Here is a 7,330-nt window from a genome sequence, read left to right on the forward strand (position 1 = left end):
GTGGCCGGGATGCGCGGCACGCTGGCGGCACTGCTGGAGCACGAGCACGCGCCGCTGACGCTGGCGCAGCGGGCAAGCGGGGTGGCGGGCGACGTCCCGCTGTTCAGCTCGCTGTTCAACTACCGGCACAACACCGGCCGGCACACGGGCGATGACGTCGACGGTGCCCCGGGCAGGCGGCTTGCGGGGATCCGCACGCTCGCCAGCCAGGAGCGCACCAACTACCCGGTCACGGTCGCGGTCGATGACGACGGGGTCCGCTTCGGTCTGAGCGTGGACGCGGTGGCCGAGGTGGACGCGTCGTCGGTGTGCGCGATGCTGGGGACAGCGGTCGAGGGCCTGGTCGCTGCCCTGGAGCAGACGCTGGACGGCGCTGCGGATCTCGCGCTGGGCGCGGTCGAGGTGTTGGGTGCGGATGAGCGTCGGCGGGTGCTGGTGGAGTGGAACGACACCGACGCCGAGGTGCCGGCGGGGACGCTGCCGGAGCTGTTCGAGGCGCGGGTGGCTGCTGCGCCGGACGCGGTGGCGGTGGTGTTCGAGGGCGCGGAGGTGTCGTACGGGGAGCTCGATGCTCGGGCGAATCGGCTGGCGCGGTTGCTGGTGGATCGTGGTGTGGGGTCGGAGTGTGTGGTGCCGGTCGTCATGGAGCGGTCGGTGGAGATGGTGGTGGCGCTGCTGGGTGTGCTGAAGGCCGGTGGCGCGTATCTGCCGGTGGACCCGGAGCTTCCGGCGGAGCGGGTGGAGTACCTGCTGTCGTCGGCGGGGGCGTCGGTGGTGGTGACGCGGGAGCTGGTCGAGGAGTCCGCCGGTCATGATGAATTGACTGAGCGTCAGCGCGTGGTACCGGGGCATCCGGCGTATGTGATCTTCACGTCGGGGTCGACGGGTCGGCCGAAGGGTGTGGTGGTTCCGCACGCGGGGATCGTGAACCGTCTGGTGTGGATGCAGGCGGAGTACGGGCTGACGGCGGCGGACCGGGTGCTGCAGAAGACGCCGTTCGGGTTCGACGTGTCGGTGTGGGAGTTCTTCTGGCCGCTGCTGGAGGGTGCCGCACTGGTGGTCGCCCGTCCGGGCGGGCACCGGGACCCCGCGTACCTGGCGGAGCTGATCCAGCGCGAGAACGTGACGGTGACGCACTTCGTGCCGTCGATGCTGCAGGCGTTCCTGGCCGAGTCCAGTGCGCGCGAGTGCACGGGCCTGCGGGCCGTGATGTGCAGCGGTGAGGCCTTGAGTGCCGAGCTGCGCGACGGCTTCGCCCGCACGCTGCCCTCGGTGGGGCTGCACAACCTGTACGGGCCGACCGAAGCCTCGGTGGACGTCACCTCCTGGGCCTGCGCCGAAGACTCCGAGGGTGTCTCGGTGCCGATCGGACGCCCGGTATTCAACACCCGGGTCCACGTGCTGGACGCCAGGCTGCAGCCGGTTCCGGTCGGTGTGCCGGGTGAGCTCTACCTGGCCGGCGTGCAGCTGGCACGCGGCTACCTGGGCCGGCCGGGTCTGACCGCCGAGCGCTTCGTGGCGGACCCGTACACCGGTGGCCGCCTGTACCGTACCGGTGACCTGGCCCGGTGGAACGCGGACGGCGCCCTGGAGTACCTGGGCCGCACCGACGACCAGGTGAAGCTGCGCGGCTTCCGGATCGAGCTCGGCGAGATCGAGGCTGTCCTGACCGCCCACCTCTCCGTTGCCCACGCCGCCGTCATCGTGCGTGAGGACGCGCCGGGCGACCTGCGCCTGGTGGCGTATGTCGTCGCTGGGGACGAGGCTTTGGATGTCGCCGAACTGCCGGATCTGATCAGTGAGTTCGCCGCACAGCGGCTGCCGGAGTACATGGTTCCGGCGGCCGTGCTGGTGCTGGACGTGCTGCCGGTGACGCTCAACGGCAAGCTGGACCGTCGCGCGCTGCCCGCCCCGGATTACGCGGCCGTCGTGGGTGCGGGCCGTGGTCCGGCCACCCCGCAGGAGGAGCTTCTGTGCGCGGCGTTCGCGCAGGTCCTCGGACTGGAGCGGGTGGGCGTCGACGACGACTTCTTCGCCCTGGGCGGCCACTCGCTGCTCGCCGTCCGCCTGATCAGCCGCATTCGTGCGGTGCTGGGCGCCGAGCTGCCGCTGCGGGCACTGTTCGAGGCGCCGACCGTGGCACGTCTCGCGGCCCGGCTGGCCGACGCGGGTCAGGCCCGGGTGCCGCTGGTCGCCGGTGAGCGCCCGGAGCGGTTGCCGCTCTCCTTTGCGCAGCAACGACTGTGGATCGCTGGGAAGTTGGAGGGTCTCAGTGACACCTACAACAGCTCGGCGAAGCTGCGGCTACCCGGTGACGTGGACCGGGTGGCGCTGAACGCGGCGCTGCGCGACGTGCTGGGCCGGCACGAGGCGCTGCGCACGGTGCTGGCCGAGGCCGACGGTGAGCCCTACCAGCGGATCCTGGAGCTGAACGAGCTCGACTGGGAGCTGCAGCTGGTCGAGGCCGCCCCCGAGGAGCTGGATGGCGCGCTGGCCAAGGCGGCCGGGTATGTGTTCGACCTGTCGACGGAGGTGCCGTTCCGGGCCACGCTGATCTCGGCCGGTCCCGAGGAATCGGTGCTGATGCTGGCGATGCATCACATCGCTTGGGACGGCTGGTCGATGAAGCCGTTGACCCGCGACATCGCCGCCGCCTTTACGGCGCGCTCGGAGGGCCGGGCTCCCGACTGGAAGCCGCTGCCGGTGCAGTACGCGGACTACGCCCTGTGGCAGCGCGAGGTGCTGGGTGAGGCGGGCGACCCGGAGAGCCTGCTGTCCCGGCAGGTCGCCTACTGGCGCGAGGCGCTGGCCGGTGCCCCGGAGCAGCTCGAGCTGCCGTTCGACCACCCTCGCCCGTCCGTGGCCGGCCACCGCGGCTACCTCTCCGAGTTCGGCGTATCCGGCGAACTGCACGCACGGCTCATGGAGTTGGCGCGGTCCGAAGGCGTGACGCTGTTCATGGTGCTGCAGGCCGCGCTCGCGGTGCTGTTTTCCCGTCTCGGCGCGGGCACCGACATCCCCCTCGGGGTGTCGGTGGCCGGGCGCACCGACGAGGCGCTGGACGACCTGGTCGGCTTCTTCGTCAACACCCTGGTGGTCCGTACCGACCTGTCCGGCGACCCCACCTTCACGCAGGTGCTCGCCCGAGTGCGCGAGGCCGGGCTGGCGGCCTACGCCAACGAGGACGTGCCGTTCGAGAAGTTGGTGGAGGAGCTGGCCCCTACCCGCTCGCTGGCCCGCAACCCGCTGCACCAGGTGCTGCTCATCATGCAGAACAACGCGCGGACGGTGGCGGATCCGATGGCTGAGTCCCCGGTGGCGGCGTCACCGGTGCGGGAATCGCCGTCGAAGTTCGACATGGACCTCTCGGTCGAGGAGGCCTTCGACTTCGAGGGTCGTCCAGCCGGGCTGCGCTGGGCCGTGACTGCGGCGGTCGACCTGTTCGAGCCGGAGTCGGTCGAGCGGATCGCCGAGCGCTGGGCGCGGGTGCTGGCGGCGGTGGCCGCCGACCCGGAGCAGCGGCTGAGCACCGTGGACGTGCTGACCGCGGATGAGCGGCAGCGGGTGCTGGTGGAGTGGAACGACACCACAGTCGAGGTACTGGGGTCTACGGTGCCGGAGCTGTTCGAGGCGCAGGTGGCGCGGACCCCCGATGCGGTGGCGCTGGTCGCCGAGGGCGTCGAGCGGACCTATCGCGAGTTGGACGAGCGCGCGAACCGGCTGGCACGCTTGCTGCGCGGTCGCGGTGTGGGGCCGGAGTCGGTCGTGGCGCTCTGCATGGAGCACGGCGTCGAGATGGTGGTGGCGCTGCTGGCGGTATGGAAGGCGGGCGGCGCCTGGCTGCCCGTGGACCCGGCGGACCCGGTGGAGCGGATCGACTTCGTGCTCGGGGACGCGGACGTGCGCTGCGTCCTGACATCGACGGCGGCTGTCGCGGCACTGCCCGGGTCGGTGCCGGGGAAGTGGCAGCAGGTGGTACTGGACGGCCCGTCGGCAGTGGCGGAGCTGGCCGAGCTGACCGGGGGACCGCTGACCGGGGACGACCGTTCCGCCGTGCTGCTGCCGGCGCACCCGGCCACGGTGATCTACACCTCGGGTCCCGCGGCCACGCCGACGGGCGTGATCAGTGCGCACGCGGGGATCGTGAGCCGACTGGCGTGGACGCGGGCGCACCATGGGCTCGACGCGGGCGACCGGGTGCTGCAGAAGGCCCCGCTCGGCGCGCAGCTGCCGGCGTTCGAGTTCGTCTGGCCGTTGCTGGAAGGCGCGGCGCTGATCCTGGCGCAACCGGACGCGTACCAGGATGCGGCGCAGTTGGCGGAGCTGGTGCGCGACGAGCGGGTGACCACGGCGCACTTCGCCCCCGCGACGCTCGACGCGTTCCTGCGCCAGCCCGGGGTGGGCGGCTGCACCCGGCTGCGGTTGGTGGCGACCGGCGGGGAAACGTTGCCGACGGAGGTGCAGACACGGTTCTTCGCCGAGCTGCCGGGAGCGGAGCTGTACAACCTCTACGGGCTCACCGAGGCGCCGGACCGGGTCACCGCCTGGCGGTGCCGTCCGGAGTCCGCAGGCGGCCCGGTGCCGATCGGCCACCCGCTGTCCAACACCCGGGTGTACGTGCTGGACTCCGCCCTGCGGCCGGTGCCGGTCGGCGTCGCCGCGGAGCTGTACGTGGCCGGGCCGCAGCTGGCCCGCGGCTACCTGGGCCGACCGGCGATGACCGCCGGGCGGTTCGTCGCGAATCCGTTCGGCAACGGTGAGCGCCTGTACCGCACCGGGGACCTGGCGCGGTGGACCACCGGCGGCCGGCTGGAGCACCTCGGCCGGGTGGACGATCAGCTGAAGATCAACGGCTTCCGGATCGAGCCCGGCGAGGTCCGGGCCGCGCTGCTGGCGCATCCGCAGGTCGCGCAGGCGGCGGTCGTGCCCTGGGAGGACGCGCCAGGTGGCCGGCGCCTGGTCGCCTACATCGTGCCCGTCGAGGGCACCGAGGCGAAGGGGAGCACTCTGGACGCCTCGGTGATCGACCTCGCCGGGAAGCGACTGCCGGAGTACATGGTGCCGTCGGCGGTGGTGGTGCTGGACGCACTGCCGGTGGCGGACGACGGGACATTGGACCGCAGCGCCCTGCCGACGCCGGTCGACGCCGCCACCACAAGCGTCGGCCGAGGTCCGGCCACGCCGCAGGAGGAGATCCTCTGCGGGGCGTTCGCCCAGGTGCTGGGCCTGGAGCGGGTGGGCGTCGACGAGGAATTCTTCGCGCTGGGCGGGCACTCATTGTCGGCGGTGCGGCTGCTCAGCCGGGTCCGTTCGGTGCTGGGCGTGGAGCTGCCGCTGCGGGCACTGTTCGAGGCGCCGACCGTGGCCGCGCTGGCCGCCCGGCTGGCCGACGCGGGCCAGGCCCGGGTGCCGCTGGTCGCCGGTGAGCGCCCGCAGCGGCTGCCGCTCTCCTTCGCGCAGCAGCGGTTGTGGATCGTCGGCCAGTTGGAGGGCCCGAGTGCCACCTACAACGTCCCGGTCGCGCTGCGACTGTCGGGCGAGGTGGACCGGGACGCGCTGAGCGCGGCGCTGCGGGACGTGCTGGGTCGCCACGAGGTGCTGCGCACGGTGCTGGCCGAGGTCGACGGTGAGCCCTACCAGCGGATCCTGGAGCTGGACGAGCTCGACTGGGAGCTGCGGCTGGTCGAGGTCGCCCCTGAGGAGCTGCGCGGCGCGGTCGCGGAGGCGGCGCGCCACGTGTTCGACCTGTCGGCGGAAGCGCCGATCCGTGCCTCGCTCTTCTCAGTGGGTTCGGACGAGCACGTTCTGGTGCTGCTGGTGCACCACATTGCCAGTGACGGCTGGTCGATGGGTCCGCTGTCCCGGGACCTTGCCACCGCTTATGCGGCGCGGCTGGAGGGGCGGGCGCCCGAGTGGGTGTCACTGCCGGTGCAGTACGCGGACTACGGCTTGTGGCAGCGCGAGTTGCTGGGGTCGACGGAAGACCCGGAGAGCCTGCTGTCGCGTCAGGTGACGTATTGGCGTGAGGTGTTGGCGGGTTCCCCGGAGGAGTTGGGGCTGCCGTTCGACCGTCCGCGTCCGGCGGTGGCGAGTCACCGTGGGCACACTGCGCCGATGGCCTTGTCGCCCGAACTGCACGTCCAGCTGGCCGAGTTGGCGCGGGCTGAGGGCGTGACCATGTTCATGGTGCTGCAGGCCGCGCTGGCGGTGCTGCTGTCCCGGCTCGGTGCGGGGACCGACATTCCGATCGGTGCGGCGGTGGCCGGGCGCACCGACGAGGCGCTGGACGACCTGGTCGGATTCTTCGTCAACACCCTGGTGGTACGAACGGACCTGTCCGGTGACCCCTCGTTCCGTGAGGTGCTGGGCCGGGTGCGGGAGGCCAGCCTGGGGGCGTTCGCTCACCAGGATGTGCCGTTCGAGCGTCTGGTGGAGGAGCTGGCCCCGGCACGCTCGCTGGCCCGCCACCCACTGTTCCAGGCACTTCTGACGCTTCAGAACACCGGCGGTGCGGTGCCGGACCTCTCTGGCACCCGGACCGGCGGGCTGTCCATGACCAGGTCGGCGGTGAAGTTCGACCTGGATGTGATGGTGGGTGAGGTGTTTGATGCCGAGGGTCGGCCGGCTGGTGTGCGTGGTGCGGTGACGGCTGCGGCGGATCTGTTCGATCCGGAGTCGGTGGGGTTGCTCGCGGAGCGTTGGGCGCGGGTGCTGGCGGCCGTGGCCGCCGATGCGGACGTGCGGCTCGGTGCGGTGGATGTGTTGACCGTGGATGAGCGGCGTCGGGTGTTGGTGGAGTGGAATGACACTGCTGAGGTGGTGGGGTTCGCGCCGGTGCACGAGTCGTTCGCCGCTCAGGTGGAGCGGACGCCGGATGCGGTGGCGGTGGTCGTCGATGGTGTGGGGGTGTCGTTCCGCGAGCTGGACGAGAAGGCGAACCGGCTGGCGAACTACCTGGTGGCGCAGGGTGTTGGCGCGGAGTCGGTGGTTGCTCTGGCGTTGCCGCGTGGTGTGGAGATGATCGCGGCGATCCTGGCGGTGTGGAAGGCGGGGGCCGGGTATCTGCCGGTGGATCCGGAGCAGCCGGCGGAGCGCGGGGCTTTTGTGCTGGCCGATTCGCGGGCTGTGCTTGTAGTGGGGACGGGTGCGGTGTTGGCGCGGGTGCCGGTGGGTGGGGTGCCGGTGTTGGTGCTGGATGATCCGGCGGTGTCGGCGTATCTGGCGGCGGCCGCTATGACGGCGCCTGGGGTGTCGGTGGAGCCGGGTGGGTTGGCGTATGTGATCTATACGTCGGGGTCGACCGGGACGCCGAAGGGTGTGGCGGTGACGC

The 7,330-nt window shown here is 71.7% G+C and carries 1 protein-coding gene; it reads left to right on the top strand.

What is annotated here, in order from left to right; genetic code table 11:
• Positions 1–7,330: amino acid adenylation domain-containing protein (locus ACZ55U_RS38565; protein WP_465534228.1), on the top strand; the 7,330-nt coding region annotated here is incomplete at both ends.

The sequence above is a fragment of the Kitasatospora sp. NPDC034533 genome (assembly GCF_055575155.1).